This is a genomic window from Frankia nepalensis (assembly GCF_016786325.1).
Lineage (GTDB): Bacteria > Actinomycetota > Actinomycetes > Frankiales > Frankiaceae > Pseudofrankia > Pseudofrankia nepalensis.
The window spans coordinates 73947-92503 of record NZ_JADWYU010000098.1 but is presented as its reverse complement, the minus strand read 5'-3'; the positions used below and the strand labels follow the sequence as shown (position 1 = coordinate 92503).

The window sequence follows — 18557 nt, the reverse complement described above, 5'->3', positions numbered from 1 at the left end:
GTGCGGGTAGGGCCTGGGCCGGGCCGGGCAGGTGATCGCTGAATGCGTGCACGGATCGGCGCCGCGGGTCATGCACACAAGATCGTGCGCACGGGATCCGCGAGATCCGCCGGCGCATGCCAGGCCGCTGGCACCGCGCGGGAGCCTAGGCCGGGGTCGCGAGACCGGCGCGCAGGCTGGAACGGATGAGGGATTTTGCCGCCTCGGCCGCCGCGTCGAGGTCCACTCCGGCGGGGTCGACGTACCACTGCAGGCAGACCCCGCGCAGCAGGCCCTCGAGGAGGACGGCGTGCGCGCGCAGGTCCGCCTCGGGGGGTGCCTCGCCGAGGTCGACGGCCTCCTGGAGCAACTCGCGGATCTGGTCGCGGAACACCTCGTTCGCGTGCGCCACGACGTCGCGCAGCTCAGGCGCCTCGCTGATCGAGTCGGCCATCACGACGTAGTACGCCCGGGTATAGGGGTGGCCGGCGCGGGCCGAGTCGATGTAAGCCCCGATGAGGAAGTCAACCTTGGCCAGGCCGCGCAGCGCCGGGTCCGCGTCCGTGTAGAGGGCGCGATGCGCGGCCGTCCGGATCTCCTCGATCGCGGCGCGGATGCAGGCGTCCTTCCCGCCGAAGTGATGGGTGACCAGGCCCCGGCTCAGTCCCGCCTCACGGCCGATCTCCGCGAGCGTCGTGCCGGTGTAGCCGCGTTCGGCGAGCAGCCGGATCGCCGCCCGCACGAGCCGTCGGCGGGCCTGGGCCGTCCGCTCGGCCTGAGTCCGCGGGGCGTCGGGCCGCGGCGCCCCCGGCTGTGACTCCTCGGGCCGCGGCGCCCCCGGCTGGGGCGCTCCCGGCTGGGGCACTCCAGGCTGTGATGGCTCTGGCCGTGATGCCTCTGGCCGTGATGGCTCGGTCCGCCCGTCCGGCTTCGACATGATGTTCGAGTCTACGTCTCACGTTGATCGTCACGGGAGACCGTCGCGGCGTCCCGGCCCAGCGACTTCGGTCCCGCGAAGGCGTGTCCGGGGGCGCCCGTTCCCGGCCGGCGGGACAGCCCGCGCCTGTGCTGACGGGCAGGCGAGCCGGAACGGGCGGGGACCCGACGGGCGCGGGTGGGAGCGGGGTGGACACCCGTTCAACGTCGCATCTTGTTGGCCGGCTCGCAAGTATTTACTTGTCGGCCGGACAACTTGTATCTTTCCAGGAGTGATGACGCCGGTCATCCACGCCGGTGCCGCCGCCTGCTCGCGGCGGTACCGGCGGCCGCGCGGTCCGCGCCGGCCGGGACGGTGCCGCCGACGCGTTCGGCGCGTTCCGCGAACCGCGGGTCGTCCACAGGGCGGCGGTGCGACGCGCGGCCCCACAGACCGGTGCGGCACGGGCGCGCGGCCCCCGCGCCCGTGCCGCGCCCACTTTGTCCCCCCGCCCCGTCCCGTCACGCCTCCCACCACGGGCGGCCCGGCGGCCCGCGCGCCGGGGGATCGGCCTCCAGGCGCGGAGGCGAGGCCGGGTAGGGAAGTGGTCGTCCGTGGGGGCGGATCGCGACCCGGAAGGGCGCGGCGGCGATCAGGCCGCGCCGCCCAAGCCTTGATCACCTGATCTGCGCCAGAACTTCCGGACCGGCGCCGCCTTTCCGCGAGAACCGTCCCCACCCCGCCGCCTCGGTGACCCGCGTCACGCCTCCCATGCCCGCGGTGAGCTGGCCGTGGGCCCGCCGTGGACCGCCGGTGGCGCCGCTTGACAGCCCGATTCGGCGTCGCCAGGATCGAACCTATGTTCGATCTCCTCGGGGCCCGCCCGCGTCGCCGTGTCATCCAGGAAGGCCGTCTCATCCAGGAAGGCGGCGTCGTCCAGGAAGGCCGGGTAGCGGCCGACCACCGGCTCCCGTCGCGGATCAGCGCCGGTCCCCAGCCGCCGTTGGCGCAGCATCCCACGACCCTGCCGCCGAGCGTGGCCCGGGTGGCGGCGCGGACGAGGCTGTCGGCGGAGCTGCTCGCCGCCATCATCGCGGTCGACGGGCGCGCCCGGCCGACCCTCGACGACATGGAGCGCGCCGACGCGCTCGCGGACGCGCTCCTGGCCCGCCGCCGGCGGCGCGTCAGCCAGGCGGTTCCCGAGCTCGCCTGACCGGTCGCCGGCGGCCCGCTTCGAGGACGAGGCCGTTCAGACGAGGGCATCGCCCCGACCGGCGCCCACGGCAGAAGGCGAATGGACGGACCACCCGTGCCTCCACGCGGCGCTCGTCGGCGCGGCGGCGGGCCGCGGTGGCGGGGCGGCGAGAAGGCCAGCGGGCGCGGGTCAGCGGGTCGCGGCGACGAGGCCGGCGAGGTCGAGCGCGTCTCCCCGCACGTCGGCCAGCCAGTCGTCGTGGACGTAGGTGAAGTCGCCGGCGTCGGTGTCGAGCAGGCCGACGCTCCCGGCCGTCACCCGCTGCTCGGGGTTGACCGACGCCGGATCCCACCGGCTGGCCTTGGGCCGCACCAGCTGGTGGAGCGCGTAGGAGGTCGTGCGGCCATAGCGGCGCGGGCCGTTGACGTGGTGGTAGTGGCCGCTGACATGCAGCCAGGGCTGAAGATGCTCGATCAGCCGGGACAGCTTCGCCGAGCCCTGAACGTTCCCGCGCCAGTCGCGTGACATCCCGTACGGGCCGTCATGGGTGACCAGGACGTCCACGTCACCGGGTTCAAGACCCATCAGCCGCGTGTAGGCGCGCTCGTCCAGGTCCATCTTCCCGGCGACCTCGATCAGCCCCAGGAACGCCACGCGCTGCCCGGCGAGCGCCAGCACGCTCCCGCAGGCCACATGGCGGCAGGCGCCACCCGGGTCGACCGGCACGACGTCGGCCCCCGCCGCCTCGTGCAGCCCGGCGAGCCAGTCGTGGTCCTCGTGGTTGCCGCTGACGAACAGCATCGGCCCGACCTGCCCCAGCGCGCCGCGCACGCCCTCGGCGAACCTCGGCGACGGGTCCAGCAGCCGGAAGAAGTCGTCCTGCGCCGGGTTGTCCCGCGCGAACCGGCGGCTGGCCCCGTCGAACCGCTCGGGCGACGGGTACGCGCCCAGGTCCCCGACCTGGATCACGGCGTCGAGCCGGATCCCGCGCCGTTCCTGGAGCAGCACCGCCGCGCCCAGCGCATGCCGCACACAACCGTGGACGTCGCCCACGAAAGCAATCTTCATTGTCTGTCGACCTTCCAAGAGCCATTCGGACATGGCTCAGTGCCGGCCGAGCGGCGCAGCGATGTGGTGTCAACCACCGGCCCAGGCCGGTAACTCACATCCCAACGCTCCACCGCCATCTTGACGACTGAGCCGGATCAAGCATCACATTCACTCGGAAGACCGTCAATGACCATCGCGTGGCCGAACCGACCAGCGTCGCCCCGCGGGCGCCAGAGCAAACCGAGGTCTCGGAGCGACCGAGGTCTCGGAGCGACCGGAACCTCGACGCTGCCGCGGCCCGAGCCGGTCAGGCGGCCTTGCTGTCGCGAGGGCGGTACTTGGCGAGGAACATCGCCTCCCAGACGTATGGGGTGACCGGTTCGTAGTGGGGGCCGTCGGCGCCGACGAACGGCTCCAGCGGGGCGATCACGGTGTCGACGTTTGGCAGGTGGAACGTGGCGATCGACGTCCGGGTGGCGGTGGAGTCGGCGGCGGCGACGACCCGGTGCCGGGTCGACGGCCAGCGGTCGTTCGTCCAGCGGGACATCAGGTCGCCGATGTTGATGACGAGCGCGTCGGGGTCGAGCGGCACGGTGATCCAGGCTCCGTCCAGGTCCTGGACCTGCAGACCCGGGTAGTCGCCGCGCTGGTGCAGCAGGGTCAGCATGCCGGAGTCGGTGTGTTCGAGGAACGTCAGGGCCGGCTCGGCCGACTCCCGGGGCGGCTGCGCGGGATAGCCGTTCACGGCGAGATCGGACACCGGATGGGTGAGCATCGGCGCGAAGTAGTCCGGCGCGAGCCCGAGCGCCCGGGCGAACAGCTCCATCAGCGTGTCGCCGACCCGCCGCATCTCGGCGAAACAGGCCAGGACCGCGGCCCGCAGGCCGGCCACCTGCTCCGGCCATACGTTGCGGGCGAAGTAGTCGACGTACCTGGCCGGCACCCCGGCCGTGGCGGCCGCCGGCGGGTCGTCGTAGTGGCACACCTGAAACCGGTGGACGAGCGGCGCGCCGTCCGGCGAGCGCATCGTGGTCAGCCCGCGGAACGGGTGCCGGTCGGGGGAGGCGAGCAGGTCCCGTTCGGCCTCCGGGAGCGCGAGCAGCGCGTCGTTGGCCCGGTAGACGGCGTCGAACGTCTCCGGCGCGATCCCGTGCCCGACGACGTGCAGGAAGCTCACCGTCGAGCAGGCGTGCGCGATCCGCTCGACGGCCGCCGCGGGGTCCGCCCCGGCCAGGAACGGCCCGATGTCGATGACCGGAATCCCGCCGCGGCGCCCGTCCGGGCCGTCCGGCGCCGTCAGGTCGGTGGTCGTCCGTGGGCTCACCCGAGCAGCGTAGGCCCGCCTCGCGCCGGATCTCGCTGCTTCTCAGCAAACGAAACACACCTGTGACAGCCGCCGCCCAGCCGAAGCTCCCGGCTGGCCGGCGACTCCCGCCCGCGGCCTTCACGTGGGCCCTGGCCGGGCCGTTCGCCCGCCGATGCGCGCACACCAATGGCGATCATGGCGTGCCCGGAGGCTCGGCGGCAGCACTGATCATCGGATCTGTGCGGCATCCGGCGATTCCGGCCCCATTTGTCCCCGGATTTCGTGCGCATCTGGTGATCTCCTGCGCGGACCGCGCCGGGACGAGCTGGAGATCGCCGGTCGTGTGCGCGCATCGGCGCTCCGGATCCGCGCACGGGGGGTCCGCGCGCGCGGGATCCGCGTGGCGCCGCGGGGAGCCTGCGCGGTGGCGCGCGCGGCGCGCAGGCGGACGGCGGCGACCAGGGCCGTGGCCGCGGTGAGGGACCCGCACACCGCGAGGGCCGCCAGCGCCCACGTGGCGCCGAGCCGGTCGACGAGCGCGCCGGTCAGCGGGGCGCCCGCGGCGACGCCGACACTGTTCGCGATCACGATCCAGGTGAAGCCCTCGGTCCGCCGGTGGGCCGGAACCAGCTCGCCGACGAGCGCGGTGCCAGTGATGATCAGCGGAGCGAGCGGCAGTCCCGTGATCAGTGCCGCGGCGACGACGGCGCCGATGCCGCCGGCCCAGCCGGCCAGGGGCACGAGAGCGGCGCCAGCCGCGAGCAGGGTGGCGGCGATCGCGTACCGGCGCACCACGCTCGTCCGCCAGTGGACTGTTCCGTACACGATGCCGACTCCCAGGCTCGACAGCGTGACCAGGGTCGGCAACAGGCCCGAGGCACCCGCCCAGCTGTGAGCCCTGGCGTAGACGACCAGCCCGATGTCCATCGTCCCGAAGAACGCCCCCAAGGCCGCCGCCGCCACCAGCAGGGGCACCAGCCCACGGATCCGCAGCACCGACCGGTCCCGGCCGAGGCGGCCGCGGCCCGGCGTGGTCGCGGTCGGTGTCCGCGCCGCCGCCGGCGCCGCGGGCCGCGAGGCAAGGCGCGCGGGCGCGGGCAGGGAGTCCGAGGCGGGCGGGGAGTCCGGCGCGGACAGGGAGCCCGGCGTGGGCGGGGCGTCCGGCGTAAGCGGGGAGCCCAGGGTGGGCGGGGTGTCCGGCGCTGGCGGGGCGTCCGGGGTGGGCAAGGCGGCGAAGGCGGCGACGCCGACGGCGGCGAGCACCAGGCTGGCGGCGGTGCCGGCCGACGGGGTGAAGCCGGCGAGCAGGCTCGCGGCGGCTGGGCCGACGACGAACGTCACCTCGTCGAGCGCCGACTCCAGGGCGTAGGCCGTGTTGAGCCGGGGGTCGTCGCCGAGCCTGGCCGCCCAGCGCTGCCGGGCCACCGGGCCGACCTGCGGGAGCGTCGCGCCGGTGGCGGCCGCGGCCGCGATCACCAGTGGCACGGGCGCGCCGGAGAGTGCCGCGGCCAGGAAGGCGACGCCGGCGGCGACATGGGCGACGGCCAGCCCCGGCAGCACCGCGCGCGGGCCGAGCCGGTCGATCCGGCGGCCGACCAGCGGGCCGGCGGCGGCACCCGCGAGCGCGATCGCGGCCGTCGCCGCGCCGGCCAGCCGGTAGGAACCGGTGGTCGCCGCGACCAGCAGCATCCCGCCTATGCCGATCATCGCGTTGGGCAGCCGGGCCAACAGGCCGGCGGCGACCATCGGCTTCGCGCCCGGCAGGCCGAGCAGCCAGCGGTAGGCCGCCGCGCCACCGGAGACGGGCGGCGCCGTGACGAGGCCGGCAGCCGGCTCGGTTGCCGTGGTTGCCGGGGCCGTCGTGGTTGCCGGGGCCGTCATGGCCGTCATGGCCGTCGGGGGCGGCGGCACAGGCGGTGAGGGTGGCTGCGCGCCGCTGGGTGAGTGGCGGCGGCCGAGCTCGGGACGGGCCGGGGCGGGCGCGGCGGCGCCCGTCACCGTCATGGTCAGTACGGGGACGGAAGTGGTTGCGGACGTGCTTGGGCCGGACGACGTGCTCATGGGACATACCTCGCGGCCGGAGCGCGGCGGGCGCTCGAGCCGGCGGGGAGACGAGTCCCGGATTCGTCCAGGCCGCCGCGGCACATGGTCCACGGGCCTGGGTCCCAGTGCGGACCGCCCCGGCCAGTCGGCGCGGCGGTCGATCACGATCTCTGCGGCTACACAGTCGTAACAAAAGGGACCGCCGGAGACGATAACACCGCCCGGCCCGGCCGCGCTGTGACGGCCGCTACACCCGGCCGGCCGCTCGGCCGGCCGCTCCGGGTCGGAGCGTCGGCCGGGGGCGGTTCGCCGGGATGACCGGATCGGGGTGCCTTGCGCTTTCGCGTTCCGCGGTGGCAACGGTGACCAGATCCCGGTGATCAGGGCCGCGGGGACGGGCAGGTCGTTGGTGACGAGCTGGGCCAAAGGAGAGCATCCGGGCCGCGCGGTACGGCCGCGACGCCGGAACGGGACAGCTGTAACGCACAGATGCCCGGTGGGGACGTATCGCGAAATACGTCCGTCCAAATTCTGGCGAAGTGTTTGTGTCGGAAATGGGGCGCGGGCTGTCGCTGTCCGGGTCCGGGCGGCTACGGTACGCTGGCCTGGGGGGAAATGATGGTTGGGTTGCGCATTGTCGGGGACGCCACGCCGGACATTCGGCGTTCGGCTGGTTCAGGCCACGGGTCGCGCGTGTTCTCGTGCGCGGTGGTGGCCTGCCTGCTGCTCGTCGGGTTGGCGGTCGTGTTCGACGCGCTGCTGGCACCGCTTCCCGGTGTGATCGCCACCACCTTCGTCACCTTCGCCTCCGAGATCATCGCGGCGGTTGCCGCCTTCTGGAGCGCCCGGAGGGCCGTCGCCGGCGACCGGCGATGGCGGGTGTTCATCGGCCTGATGGCGACCGGCCTCGCGGGCGCGGGCCTCGTCACCATCCTGATCTTGTTAACCGGCGGATCGCCCGCCACCAGCACGTCGTCCGGGTACGCGAGTCTCGTCTTCTTCTACGGGCTGGCGCTGGCCGGCCTGTTGTGCCTGCCCACCTACCCGGCCGAAGGCCGAGGCGCGGGCGTGGGCAGGCAGAGGCACGGCCAGGCTCTCTGGCGCATGATCGTCGTGCTGGACTGTGTGCTGATCGTCGGTTCGGTGGTCCTGCTGGAATGGGGGACGGTGCTGGGCGACGTCGTCCGGGTGACCACGCCCAACACCGGGTCGTTCGTGGCCGCCCTGATCCACGAGATGGCCGTGCTGATCCTGGCGGTGGTCGTCCTGCTGATCGCGAGCTTCCGCCGGCCGTGGTCCCCGGCGACGTTGGGACTGCTGGGCTCGGGCCTGCTGATCTACGGCCTCACGGGCAACGTGTTCGTCTACCGCGTCGCCCATGAGCGCTACGACCTCCCGGCGTGGAGCCTGATCCCCTTCATCGTCGCGATCCTGCTGATGGCCCTCGCCGCGCTGGTGCCGGTGTCGGCGCCGGCATACCCGGACGGCCCGGCCCGGCCTCGGCCGCGGGCGATGTGGGTGCATGCCGCCCTGCCCTACGCCGCGCTCTGCGCCGCCGGCCTGTTGATTCTCGGAAAACTGGTGACGGGTACCCCGCTCGACCGGTTCGAGGTTTACGGCATGGTGTCTCTGCTGGTACTGGCGCTCGCCCGACAAATGATTACCATCGCCGAGAACACCCGCCTTCTCACCGAGATTCGGGAACGTGAGAGTCAGCTCCACTATCAAGCGTTTCATGACCCGCTGACCGGCCTGGCCAACCGTGCGCTGTTCACCCGGCGGCTCCAGCGGGCGGTCATCTCCGCCACCATGCCCGGGCGTAATGGCGCGCTCGCCGCCCATGAACCTGCCGTCTCCGTCCTGTTCGTCGACCTCGACCGCTTCAAGCGGGTCAACGACGAGTTCGGGCATGCCGCCGGCGACGAGCTGCTCAAGATCAGCGCATCGCGGCTGCGGGCCGGTACCCGCGCGGCCGACACCGTCGCCCGCCTCGGTGGCGACGAGTTCGCGGTCATCCTGGACGGCGGCGGCCCCGACGACCCGCGTCGCATCGCCGAACGGCTCGCGGCGGCGGTCCAGGAACCGTGCCGGCTGGCGGGCCGGACCTACGTCCCGCGCGCCAGCCTCGGCCTCGTCACGCTCGACGGCGCCGCCCGGCCGGCCAGCCCCGACGTCCTGCTCCACCAGGCCGACCTGGCGATGTACGCCGCGAAGCGGGAACGAGCCGGCAAGGTCGTCGTCTTCCAGCGCGACACGCCCATCCCCGCCGACCACGACCACCCCGGCCGCCACTAGGGATCTTGCTGGGGCCGCTCGACCGCCGAATGGCGCACACATCCGAGGATCACTGGGCGGTGGCGTTCCCGGGCCGGATGCGGAGATCGCCCGGGAAAGCGGTCACAACCTGGCCGCTTTTCCTGTCAACGTCGTCTCGTGCCAGACGACGACCTGACTTCCCTCAAATTAGTGCGCACGTGCGCGGCCCGATACAGCAGTCAAGATCGCAATGCTACGGACAGTGAAATGTTGGTCCGGCGGGAGGGCTTGGCGCGAGAGTTGGTTGCCGATCTGTAGGTACAACTGCCGCCCATGTCGCGTGAGTCGATCTCCTTGTGGGCCCGTCGGCAGTCTCCGGCAACGACTCGACGCCTCCCGTTAGTGCACAATTTTCGTCGCCGGTGACGGCGAAGTCGCAGGTCACGGCCTTACGATCTTTCGAGAAGGATCAACGTGAGGGAAGTCAGGTCACACTCTGGCCGCTTTTCCTGTCAACGTCGTCTCGTGCCAGACGACGACAATGTGGGCGTGATCCGATGACCGTTCTGGGCGCCCGGGCGCTGGGCCGCGCGACCCTGGCCCGCCAGTTGCTGCTCGAGCGCGCCGACCTGCCGGTGCTCGACGCCGTCGCGCATCTCGGCGGCCTGCAGGCGCAGGAGCCGCAGGAGCCGCAGGAGCCGTTCGTCGGCCTGTGGACACGGCTGCGCGCGTTCGACGCGGCGGCGCTCTCGGACCTGCTGACCGGGCGGCGCGTGGTGCGGACCCACCTCATGCGCCGCACCGTTCACCTGCTCGCCGCCGAGGATGCCCTGGCCTGGCGAGCCCGCCATGACCCCATGCTGCGCCAGCGGGTCCTCGGGGTCTACCGCGGCGAGCTCGGCGGGCTGGACCTCGACGAGCTCGCCGCGGCGGTCCGGGCGGTGCTCGCCGACGGCCAGCCGCGCTCGACGGCGGAGCTCGCGCGGGTGCTGGCCGAGCGCTGGCCGGCGCCGGGGCCGCGGGCCCTGGGCGAGATGGCCTGCGCGCTGGCGCCGCTGGCGCAGCTGCCCCCGCGCGGCCTGTGGCGCACGCGGGCAGGCGTGCGTCACGCGGCGCTGTCCTCGTGGCTGGGCCGGGAGGTCGACCCGCCCGCCCCCGATGGCACCGATCCGGTCGGCCAGGCGCTGGCGCGGCGCTATCTGGCCGCGTTCGGCCCCGCGTCGGTGGCCGACCTGCGCGCCTGGTGCGGCCTGGCCGGGCTGCCCGCCGCGGTGGCCGCGATCCGAGAGGAGCTCGTCGCCTTCCGCGACGAGCGCGGCCGTGAGCTGCTCGACCTCCCGGACGCCCCGCGGCCCGACCCCGACACGCCCGCCCCGGCACGGTTCCTGCCGGCGTTCGACAACGCGATCCTCGGCTACCAGGACCGCGGCCGGATCATCGACGACGCCCACCGCGGCCTGTCGGTCGCCGGCGCGCGCGTGGTGCTGGTCGACGGCCGGGTCGCCGCCACCTGGAACGTCGAGGCGGGCGCCGTGGTCGTCACCCCGCTGCGCCGCTTCTCCCGAGCCGACCGCGCCGCCGTCGCCGAGCAGGGACGGGAACTGGCGTCCTTCCTCTCCGACCGCGAGAGCGACCGCGTACGGGTGGCCGCCTCTCCTCGTTGACCGGCACCGAGGTCGACACCAGAACGACAGCCGAGAGATCGGCCAGACGTTTCGCGTCACCGGCGGCGCGCCACCGTCCGACTGATCCTGGTTCCACGGGCGCGGCCGGCGGGGCGAACGCTCGCCGAGGTGTCGCTAGCTCCCGGCGGCGGCCCCGGCGGTGCGGGCGGCGTTGAGCGCTGCCCACTCCTTGCGCGACCGGACGGTGGTGTCGACGTCGCTGGCCTTCGCCCGCAGGGCGCCGACGGTGACCTGGTCCAGCGGCAGCCCGCGGAACGGGTCCCAGTCGAAGAAGCGGCAGGAGTTCTGCCAGGTGATCTTGTTGATGTCGTCGTCGCTCGCGCCCGCGTCGGTCATCTCCCGCATGACCTGCTCCGGGGCGTCGGGCCAGATGGAGTCCGAGTGCGGGTAGTCGCACTCCCAGGCGATGATGTCGACGCCGATGTCGTGGCGGACCTTGAGCGCGACGGGGTCGGTGACGTAGCAGGCGAGCGAGTGGTCGCGGAAGACCTCGCTGGGCAGCTTCCCGCCGAAGTCGCGCCGCAGCCAGCGCTGGTTGGTGTAGTGCCGGTCGCAGCGGCTGAGGTAGAAGGGGATCCAGCCGATGCCGGCCTCCGACCAGGCGATCTTGAGAGCGGGGTAGTTCCGCATCGCCGGGCCCCACAGCAGGTCCTGGGCGGCCAGCGTCGACACCTGCGTCGCCAGGATGATGAAGTTGTCGATGGGCGCGTCCTGCGGCTGCTTGAGGGCGCCGAAGCCCTGGCCGATGTGCAGGCACATCACGGTGCCGGTGTCGGCCAGCGCCTCGAACACCGGGCCCCAGTGGCTGAGGTCGTGGTAGCTCGGAAGGCCCTCGATGTGCGGCAGCTCCGGCATCGACACCGCCGGGCAGCCCTTGGCCGAGACCCGCCGGATCTCGGCGACCATCAGCGCCGGATCCCAGGTCGGCAGCAGGGCGAGCGGGATGAACCGACCCGGGTAGGCCGCGGCCCACTCGTCGATGTGCCAGTCGTTGTACGCCTGGACCATGATGTAGGCCAGGTCGTCGTGCCCACGGTTGAGGTTGCCCGCGCTGAACCCCGGGAACGTCGGGAAGCACATGGACGCGAAGATCCCGTTGCGGTTCATGTCGCGGATGCGCTCGTGGATGTCGTACGCGCCGGGCCGCATCTCGGCGTAGCCCGCCGGGTCGAGCCCCCACTCCTCCGGCGGCCAGGACACGACCGCGTTCAGCGACAGCGTCCCGGTGCGGTTCCCCTTGAACTCCCAGGCCTGGAAGCCCTCCTCGGTGGTGACCACCTTCGGGGCCTGGTCGAGCCACTTCGCCGGCACGTGCCGGGTGAACATGTCGGGCGGCTCGACGACGTGGTCGTCGATGCTCACCAGGATCAGGTCCTCGACCTTCACAATCCCCTCCTCGCGTTTGCTTCCAGTCGCAATCATCGCTTCCTGGCGGCCTTGGCGCTGGTCCCGGCGCTGGCGCCCGCGCTGGCACGGCCGCCGGCGCGGGCGGCCCGGCCGGGCGGCGAGGGCCGCGCCGCGCGGCGGCCGGTCAGGCGACGACGCCGTCGAGCTTGAGCGCGATGACGGTGTCCCAGTCGTAGCCGAGCTCGGTGAGGATCGCGTCGCCGTGTTCGTTCAGCTCGGGGGCGCGGCCCGCCGGCGCCGGCTGCTCGTCGAACTGGACCGGCGCGGCCACGAGCTGGAAGGGTGTGCCGTTCGCGGACTCGAGGGTCTGTACGTAGCCGTTGGCGACCGACTGCGGGTCCGTCGTCGTCTCGAGCGTGGTCTGGACGGCGGTCCACTGGCCGCTGAACGACGCGAGCCGCTCGCGCCACTCGGCGAGCGTGGCGCCCGCGAACACCGTGCGCAGCTCGGCGGTCGCCTCGAGGGCGTGGGCGCTGATCGAGGCGAAGTCGGCGAAGCGGGGGTCGTCGACGAGCTCCGGCCGGCCGACGAGCTGGCAGAGCTCCGGCCAGTAGCGGGTGACCTGGAGGCAGGAGAAGCTGAGGAACCGGTCGTCGCTGGTCCGGTAGGTGTTGACGAGCGGGTTGCCGGTGCGTCCCTCCGGGGGCTGCGCCCACGGGATGCCGAGCTGGGCCGACAGGCCGATGGCCTGGCCCATGGACCACATGCCGGCGGCCATCAGGGAGACGTCCACGACGGCGGCGTGGCCGGTGCGCTCGCGGTGGAACAGCGCGCCCATCAGCCCGCCGGCGATCGTCATCGCCCCGATCGAGTCGCCGAACCCGGGGGCGGGCGGGAACGGGACGCGCTCGGCGCCGGCCTCCATCATGGCCGCCGCGATTCCGGCTCGTCCCCAGAAGGCGAGGAAGTCGTAGGAGCCCCGGTCGGCGTCCGGGCCGCGCTCGCCCTGGCCCAGGCCGCGGGCGTAGATGATGTTCGGGTTGTGGGCGCGGATGTGCTCGACGTCGATCTTCAGCTTCGCCCGCACGCTGGGCAGCTTGTTGGTCAGGAAGATGTCGGCGGTCCCGGCGAGCTGGTAGAGGATCTCCAGGCCGCGCTCGCTGGTCAGGTCGAGGGCGAGGCTCTTCTTGCCGCGGTTGGAGTGCTCCAGCAGGACGTGGACGCCTCCGCCGACGGGGGCGGTGCCCGTGGAGGCGAGGCCGCGCATGGCGTCGCCGCGCTCGACGTGCTCGATCTTGATGACCTCCGCGCCCCAGTCGGCGAGCAGCGCCGCCGCGGCCGGGACGAAGGTGTGCTCCGCGACCTCGAGGACGCGGACGCCCCTCATCACTGCCGTCATGCCGTCCTCCGGTCGGTTCGTGCTGATGGCGGTGCCGGGCGGGCCGAGCCGCCGCCGGTCGCGCCGCGGGATTCGGCCCCGATGACGATCGCGGCCGGCCAGGTCCCGCGACCTCGGGACATCGGAGCCGATATCAAGGTTGATGTCGATATCGGCGTTCGCGAACCATATCGGGCGGGCGCTGGCGAGGCAACGGCCGGCCGACCCGGCCGACCCCGACCGAACCGGTCCGGCCTGGTCCGGCGAGGGCCGGCGCCGCCGGGAGCCGTCGCCCGCATGGGGCGGCCTGCTACCGGGCGACCGCGGCCAGGGCGTCCGCGTCACGGATGGCGGCGCAGGCGTTCCGGGTCATGGACAGGAACATCTCGTCCGAGGCGGCGGTGCGCCGCGCCGTCGCGAAGACGGCGCCGATGGAAATGATCATCGGGCCCTGCGGCAGCCCGCGCCGGTAGTCCGCGACGCAGTCGGCGAGCGGGTAGCCCGAGACGCCGAGGTCGGTCAGGCGCTCGTGGTAGGCCCGGATGAGGGCCTGCTCGTGGGCGCGGCGGCTGGGCCCGGACAGCGCGGTGCTGACGAAGTACGCCAGGTCGCGGGCCGGCAGGCCGACGGCCAGCGTCTGCCAGTCGACGGCCACCACGCCCTCGGCGCCGTCGGGCGGGAACAGGAGGTTGTCCAGCCGGTAGTCGCCGTGCAGCAGGGAGAAGGGGGAGCCTTCGGCCGCGAGCCAGCGCGCGGTCAGGTCGGCGGCGCGGGTCATCGTGTCCGCGTCCTCGGGATCCAGCGCGTCCCCGAAGAGCCGGACGAACCGCGCGGTCGCGTCGACCTGGGTCGCGCCGAGGAACGCGGCGCCGGCCTCGTCGACGCGGCGCATCCAGCGGGTCCCGGTGAGCAGGTGTTCGCTGTTCCAGAAGGCGGCGTGCAGGCCGGCGAGGTTGCGCACGGCGTCCAGCGCGGACGCCACCTCGCACCCGGCCAGCTGGCTTCCCGGCCGCGCCGGGTGGGCGTCCTCGAGGACCAGGGTGAACCTGGTCCGGTCCCGCGAGATCGCTCCATGCCAGCAGCGCGGCACCCGCACCCTGGTCTGGTGGGCGAAGGTGGTGTAGAAGCCGACCTCGGCGCGGTAGCCGGGCCCCACCCGGCGGCGGCTGTCCTCGTCGCCGGCGGCGAGCTTGACGACGAGGGTGCGCGGCGCCGCGCCGGTGTGGTCGAGATGGAGCCGGTAGTTCGCGCCGACCTGGCCCGTGCCGATGCGCTCGTGCCGCAGCGCGGTGACGGTCCCGTCGACGCCCCCGGCGCGCAGCACGCCGGTCAGCCAGTCGGTGGTGATCTCGGCCGGGTCGTCGACGATGCCGCCGTGGCTCGGATGGTCGTCAACAGGAGTCGACATCGGGGTTCCTCTCCGCATGCGGCGCCGGTGAGCGCGGGGATCCGGCCACGCCCCTGGTCTCGTCGCGCGCCCCGGCGCGGGTGCCGCCCGCGATCCCGGGCCGTGGGTCGGGCCGGTCGGGCTGGACGGCCGGTCGAGGCGGACGGCGGTCGAGGGCGGCGGGGCCGAGCGGGCCCCGCCGTCGGGCGGCGCCGCCGACGGGGCCGGTCGGCGGCGGAGAAGCCCGAGGCAGGACCTCACCCGACCTAGGTAATACCTCGATGTCGACATCGATGTCGAGGTATCCGCCGGACCGGAAGGACGGGCGGGCCGGAGGAGGGGCGCGCTGGACGCCGGATCCCGCTCGTGACTCGATGTCGAAGTTGACGTCGAACTTGACATGCGCGAACCTGGCGGAGGCTGGCCGGCCGACGAGCATCCCTGGTCCGGCTGTGCGCGGAGGGCGGCCTGGGGCCGAGCGGCTCGCCCCGCGGCAGGCAGACCCGATCGCCACGGTGATCGTCGAACCTGCCGGCCCGTCGATGGCGCGAGGCATCGTCGATGCCCGGCCGGATTCCTAGCTGAGGGAGCGGTGAAGTGGAACCGGACCGTTGGATCTTCGACTTCGACAGTCACTACTACGAGGCCGAGGACGCGTTGACCCGCTACCAGCCGCGGGCGCTGGGCTCCCGAGGGGCGCGGTGGGCCGAGATCGACGGCCGGCGGCGGCTGGTCGTGGGCGGCGTGGTGAACAACTACATCGCCAATCCGACGTTCGATCCGGTGGCCAAGCCGGGGGCGTTGTACTCCTGGTACCGGGGCAACCCCGAGCAGAAGAGCATTCGGGAGGCGTTCGGCGAGCTCGAGCCGATCTCCCCGGAGTACCGGGACCGTGAGGCGAGGCTGGCGGCGCTGGACCGGCAGGGGGTGTCCGCAACCCTGCTGTTCCCGACGCTCGGCGTCGGCCTGGAGGACGCGCTCAAGGACGACCCGGCGGCGTGTGCCCAGGTCTTCCACGGCTTCAACCGCTGGCTCGCGGAGGACTGGGGCTATGACTACCAGGACCGGCTCTACGCGGTGCCCTACGTTCCACTGCTGGATCCGATCGCCGCGGTCGTGGAGCTGCGAACGGTGCTCGACGAGGGCGCGCTCGTCGTGAACGTCCGCAACGCGCCGGTGCCCGCGCCGGGCGGCTACCGTTCGCCGTTCGACCCCGACTACGACGCTTTCTGGGGCCTGGCCGAGGAGGCCGGGATCGTGGTGGCGACCCATGCCGGCAACGACGGCTATGACGCGATCGTGCAGATGTGGGAACCGGGGGCGCGGGAGTCGTCGGTGTTGCGTTCCCCGTTGCGCGGGGTGCTGACGAAGGGCCGCGCGGTGGCCGACTTCTACGGCGCCGCGGTGTGTGGGCTGCTGTTCGAGCGATTCCCGGGGCTGCGGATGGCCAGCGTCGAGAACGGCGCGGGCTGGGTCCCCGACCTGCTGCACCGCCTCGACGACGCCGCCAACCGCAACCCCGGCTACTTCAGCGAGAGCCCGCGCGACTCCTTCAACGAGCACGTCTGGATCACACCGTTCTGGGAGGACCAGCTCTCCGACCTGCTCGACGACGTCCCCGTCGAGCGGCTGCTGCTCGGGTCCGACTGGCCGCACGCCGAGGGGGTCGTCGAGCCGCGCGACTTCGTCACGGAGTCCCTGGGCGGCCTGAGTGACGACGCGGTGGCGCGCATCTCCCGCGAGAACGCCCTCGAGGTCCTGGGCCTCCCGTCGAAATAGCGTCCAGAGCTTCCCCGCGGGACAGCGCCAGACACCTTGCCAGGGGCGACGGTCTGCTCATGACGGGTCGACGGCATCCGTTCCCGCGGAGGCGTTCGCATGGTGCGACCGTGGACCAGGCGGCATGCGCCGGTAGGCGCGCCGCGGGCACGGAGCCAGGCCGGGCGGTAGCCGCTCTGGCCGCGCCGCCTCGGACGCTCGCGCGCCCGCGGCCGACGTCGCGCGGCCGGGCCCTGGCTACGCCCAGGCCGCCGCGGCCGGCGGGCAGCGCCACGCCGGCCGCATGGCCTGGAGGCACAGCCGGGCCAGCTGGGTCGCCGCGGTCTCCAGGTCGCAGGCGACGGCGGCCCGCACCAGCCACTGCTCGGCGAACCTCTCCACCATGCCGACGACCGCGAACAGCAGGGCCTCCGGGTTGACCCTGGGCTCCAGCAGTTCGAGACGCTGCGACTGGCGGACCGGTTCGACGTGCCGGGCGATGTCAGGGCGCTGGCAGGCGGACCGCAGAGCCAGCAGTTGGTCGTCCTGGCGCCTGACCTCGCCGACGAGGCCGAGAATCCGCGCCTCCGCCCCGTAGGCCGCCAGATACCGGCGGATGCTCGCCCGCAGGCGTTCCGGCAGCTCGTCGAGCGAGTCGGGTTCGAAACTCACCCCGTCGAGCGGAGTTCCCAGCCGTTCGTGGGCGGCGGTCGCGAGCTCCACGAAGGCCGCCTCCTTGGACTCGAAGTAGCGGTAGAACCCGCCGTGGGCCAGGCCGCTCAGGCGCGAGATGTCGGTGACCCGCGAGTTGTCGAATCCGTCGCGCTCGAAGACGACCCTGGCCGCCGTGAGGAGCCGTTCCCGGGTCCGCTGGCGCGTCGACGAGAGCGGCTCGCCCGCGCGATGGAGGCCCGTGGGCAGGTCGACGACGATCGCCGTCCGCGCGAGCTGGGCTCGGGTTTCCATGACGCGTCTCCCGCCTAGTCGGTCTGGCCGGTCAGGGGCGCCGGGATGACGTAGATCGTCCGGCTGCTCGCCGGCGCCACCGGGCGCCGCCAATGAGCAGCCGCGGCCGTCGCGGGCCTCGACCGGTCGCCTCCCCAGAGTGCCCTATGTCAAGGTTGATGTCGATATAGAGGTTCCTTCCGTCGCGGACACCGCCCGTCGCGGATTCCCTGGCGCCGAGTCGGCCGGCGGTCGCCGGTGTCCGGAAAGACCGCCGGGCGCGTCGCCGCCGGGAGACCGCCGGGAGACACGGAGGCGTCGTCAGGGAATCCGCGGGCCGGTCAGGGAAGCCGGGAGGGGAGCCGTGGGCCGTCAGCCGGGCTGGAAGTCGGCCCGGTGGGCCTCGACCCAGGAGCGGAACGGCTGGGCGGGGCGACCGGTGACGCGTTCGACCGCGTTGGTGACCGGGGCGGTCTGGCCGACGCTCGCCGCGGCCACGTCGAGCAGGGTTTCCAGGATCGGGCGCGGCATCCTGCCCTGATCGCGCTCGAGCGCCTCGTCGCGCGTCAGGTCGTCGACGGGCAGCTCGACGCCGAGCACATCCCCGATGGTCGCGACCGCGTCCCGCAGCCGCAGTGGCCGCGGTCCGGTGAGGATCTGCATCCGGGCGCGGTGGGTGTCGCGGGTGAGCAGGTCGGCGGCGACCCGCGCGATGTCGTCGGGATGGACCGGCGTGACGGAGGCGTCCCCGAAGGCCATCGCGACCCGCCTACTGGCGCGGATCTGGTCGGCCCAGTCCCGCCCCGCGTTGGTCGCGAGCCAGCTCGGGTAGAGCACGGTGTGCTTGAGGCCGGAGCCGGCCACCGCCCGTTCGACCGCGCGGTGGACGAGCCCGATGGGGCGGTCGAACTCCCCGGCCTCGTAGGCCGAGGGTGAGGACAGCAGCACCAGGTAGCGCACGCCCGCCGCCACGGCCGCCTCCAGGAACGCGTCGACGGAACCGATGACCGGGTAGAGGAAGACCGCGTCGACGCCGCGCAGCGCGTCCGCGGCGGCCGGCCCCGGGTCGGTGAGGTCGAGTTCGGCCGGCTCGGCGCCGGCGGGCAGCCGCAGCGTCGTGGCGTCGCGGGCCGAGCCGCGGACCGGATGGCCGGCCTCGGCCAGCGCGGCGACCAGGCGCGACCCGATGTTCCCCCGCGCGCCGGTGACGAGAATGGTCATGACACTCCCATGGTGAGGTGGACGAGGAGCGTGGCCTCATAGCTTTGCTGGCAAAACTATTTTGCGGGCAAAGCTAAATACGGCGAGGAGG

At 73.3% G+C, this 18557-nt stretch carries 13 protein-coding genes; 4 read left to right on the top strand and 9 right to left on the bottom strand.

The genetic code is table 11. From position 1 onward, the window contains the following. Positions 1-145: 145 nt before the first annotated feature. Complete coding sequence (locus I6A81_RS09950) at positions 146-844, bottom strand: TetR/AcrR family transcriptional regulator (protein ID WP_202999361.1); 699 nt, start codon at positions 842-844, stop codon at positions 146-148. A gap of 910 nt (positions 845-1754) precedes the next feature. On the opposite strand from I6A81_RS09950, the gene I6A81_RS09945 reads away from it, so the two are divergent. After that, positions 1755-2108, top strand: a complete 354-nt coding sequence (locus tag I6A81_RS09945; RefSeq protein WP_202999359.1) for a hypothetical protein — start codon at positions 1755-1757, stop codon at positions 2106-2108. A gap of 171 nt (positions 2109-2279) precedes the next feature. On the opposite strand, the gene I6A81_RS09940 is transcribed toward I6A81_RS09945, so the two are convergent. The 3 genes from I6A81_RS09940 to I6A81_RS09930 all read right to left on the bottom strand — a co-directional run bounded on the left by I6A81_RS09940 (position 2280) and on the right by I6A81_RS09930 (position 6327). Continuing rightward, positions 2280-3158, bottom strand: a complete 879-nt coding sequence (locus I6A81_RS09940) for a metallophosphoesterase family protein (RefSeq protein WP_202999357.1) — start codon at positions 3156-3158, stop codon at positions 2280-2282. Positions 3159-3447: 289 nt separating this feature from the next. Beyond that, positions 3448-4464, bottom strand: coding sequence for an isopenicillin N synthase family dioxygenase (locus tag I6A81_RS09935; protein ID WP_202999356.1), 1017 nt, complete (start codon positions 4462-4464; stop codon positions 3448-3450). A 210-nt stretch (positions 4465-4674) separates the two neighbouring features. After that, positions 4675-6327 carry an MFS transporter gene (locus I6A81_RS09930; protein WP_238428138.1) on the bottom strand — a complete coding sequence of 551 codons (1653 nt, stop codon included), beginning with the start codon at positions 6325-6327 and terminating at the stop codon, positions 4675-4677. Positions 6328-7107: 780 nt separating this feature from the next. Here I6A81_RS09930 and I6A81_RS09925 point away from each other — a divergent pair. Next, the gene (locus I6A81_RS09925) at positions 7108-8784 is read left to right on the top strand and encodes a GGDEF domain-containing protein (RefSeq protein ID WP_202999393.1); all 1677 of its coding nucleotides are present in this window, start codon (positions 7108-7110) and stop codon (positions 8782-8784) included. Between the two features lie 518 nt (positions 8785-9302). After that, positions 9303-10409, top strand: coding sequence for a winged helix DNA-binding domain-containing protein (locus I6A81_RS09920; protein ID WP_202999354.1), 1107 nt, complete (start codon positions 9303-9305; stop codon positions 10407-10409). Between the two features lie 135 nt (positions 10410-10544). On the opposite strand, the gene I6A81_RS09915 is transcribed toward I6A81_RS09920, so the two are convergent. From I6A81_RS09915 to I6A81_RS09905, 3 genes are all read right to left on the bottom strand, one after another. Next, a complete protein-coding gene (locus I6A81_RS09915) occupies positions 10545-11816 on the bottom strand; it encodes an amidohydrolase family protein (RefSeq protein ID WP_202999353.1) in 1272 nt (423 codons plus the stop codon). Positions 11817-11961: 145 nt separating this feature from the next. After that, positions 11962-13176 (bottom strand): CaiB/BaiF CoA transferase family protein, encoded by a 1215-nt coding sequence (locus tag I6A81_RS09910; protein ID WP_202999352.1) that lies wholly within the window; start codon positions 13174-13176, stop codon positions 11962-11964. A gap of 289 nt (positions 13177-13465) precedes the next feature. Beyond that, complete coding sequence (locus tag I6A81_RS09905) at positions 13466-14563, bottom strand: ecdysteroid 22-kinase family protein (protein WP_238428137.1); 1098 nt, start codon at positions 14561-14563, stop codon at positions 13466-13468. 576 nt (positions 14564-15139) lie between these two features. Here I6A81_RS09905 and I6A81_RS09900 point away from each other — a divergent pair. After that, a complete protein-coding gene (locus I6A81_RS09900; RefSeq protein WP_202999349.1) occupies positions 15140-16321 on the top strand; it encodes an amidohydrolase family protein in 1182 nt (393 codons plus the stop codon). Between the two features lie 237 nt (positions 16322-16558). Here the strand turns inward: I6A81_RS09900 and I6A81_RS09895 are convergent, their stop codons facing one another. After that, positions 16559-17266, bottom strand: a complete 708-nt coding sequence (locus I6A81_RS09895) for a TetR/AcrR family transcriptional regulator (RefSeq protein WP_202999347.1) — start codon at positions 17264-17266, stop codon at positions 16559-16561. A gap of 351 nt (positions 17267-17617) precedes the next feature. After that, positions 17618-18466 carry an NAD(P)H-binding protein gene (locus tag I6A81_RS09890; protein WP_202999345.1) on the bottom strand — a complete coding sequence of 283 codons (849 nt, stop codon included), beginning with the start codon at positions 18464-18466 and terminating at the stop codon, positions 17618-17620. Between the last annotated feature and the right edge of the window lie 91 nt (positions 18467-18557).

What these genes read in the sequence shown, in the direction of transcription:
- I6A81_RS09945 (WP_202999359.1), top strand. Translation starts at nt 1,755, where the DNA reads ATGTTCGATCTCCTCGGGGCCCGCCCGCGTCGCCGTGTCATCCAGGAA.
- I6A81_RS09940 (WP_202999357.1), bottom strand. Translation starts at nt 3,158, where the DNA reads ATGAAGATTGCTTTCGTGGGCGACGTCCACGGTTGTGTGCGGCATGCG.
- I6A81_RS09930 (WP_238428138.1), bottom strand. Translation starts at nt 6,327, where the DNA reads ATGACGGCCCCGGCAACCACGACGGCCCCGGCAACCACGGCAACCGAG.
- I6A81_RS09925 (WP_202999393.1), top strand. Translation starts at nt 7,108, where the DNA reads ATGGTTGGGTTGCGCATTGTCGGGGACGCCACGCCGGACATTCGGCGT.
- I6A81_RS09920 (WP_202999354.1), top strand. Translation starts at nt 9,303, where the DNA reads ATGACCGTTCTGGGCGCCCGGGCGCTGGGCCGCGCGACCCTGGCCCGC.
- I6A81_RS09910 (WP_202999352.1), bottom strand. Translation starts at nt 13,176, where the DNA reads ATGACGGCAGTGATGAGGGGCGTCCGCGTCCTCGAGGTCGCGGAGCAC.
- I6A81_RS09905 (WP_238428137.1), bottom strand. Translation starts at nt 14,563, where the DNA reads ATGTCGACTCCTGTTGACGACCATCCGAGCCACGGCGGCATCGTCGAC.
- I6A81_RS09895 (WP_202999347.1), bottom strand. Translation starts at nt 17,266, where the DNA reads ATGGAAACCCGAGCCCAGCTCGCGCGGACGGCGATCGTCGTCGACCTG.
- I6A81_RS09890 (WP_202999345.1), bottom strand. Translation starts at nt 18,466, where the DNA reads ATGACCATTCTCGTCACCGGCGCGCGGGGGAACATCGGGTCGCGCCTG.